This window comes from Burkholderia sp. BCC1640 (genome assembly GCF_902833125.1).
Classification (GTDB): domain Bacteria; phylum Pseudomonadota; class Gammaproteobacteria; order Burkholderiales; family Burkholderiaceae; genus Burkholderia; species Burkholderia diffusa.
In genome coordinates this window covers 1-520 of sequence record NZ_CADFEF010000141.1, presented here as the reverse complement: position 1 = coordinate 520, position 520 = coordinate 1, and the positions used below count along the sequence as shown (strand labels likewise).

1 protein-coding gene is annotated in these 520 nt (G+C 71.5%); it reads right to left on the bottom strand.

From position 1 onward, the window contains the following. A partial coding sequence (locus HWX25_RS32890) for a LysR family transcriptional regulator (protein WP_175912767.1) occupies positions 1-519 on the bottom strand: 519 nt, incomplete at its 3' end. Position 520 lies beyond the last annotated feature (1 nt).

Genomic DNA, 520 nt, shown 5'->3' with positions numbered 1-520 from the left:
GCGCGCCAGGTAGGCGGGCGAGGCGCAGAATACGAAGGGACGCGACGCGATGCGCCGGGCCACCAGTCGCTCGGCGAGCTGCGCGGCGATTCGCAGGCTGAGATCGACGCCTTCGAGCCGGTGATCGATACGGCGGTCGGTGCTGATCAGCTCGACCGCGATGCGCGGATAGGCGGCCTGGAAGGCCGGCATCAGCGGCGCCAGCAGGTGGCGCCCGAAGGCGGCCGTGGTCGCCACGCAAAGCGGGCCGCGCGGCGCCAGCGCCTCGGTGGCCGCCGCCTGCGCCAGGTCGAGATCGCGCGGGATATGGCGAACCTTCTCGTAGTAATACGTGCCGCTTTCGGTCAGCGCCATGCTGCGCGTGGTGCGCGAGAGCAGGCGCACGCCGAGGTGGGCCTCGAGGCGCGCCAGGTTCTGGCTCACGGCGGCCGCGCTCATGCCGAGCGCGCGCGCCGCCGCCGCGATGCTGCCGTTCTCCACCACGCGGATGTAGCAATGGATCAGGCCGAGGAGATTGATC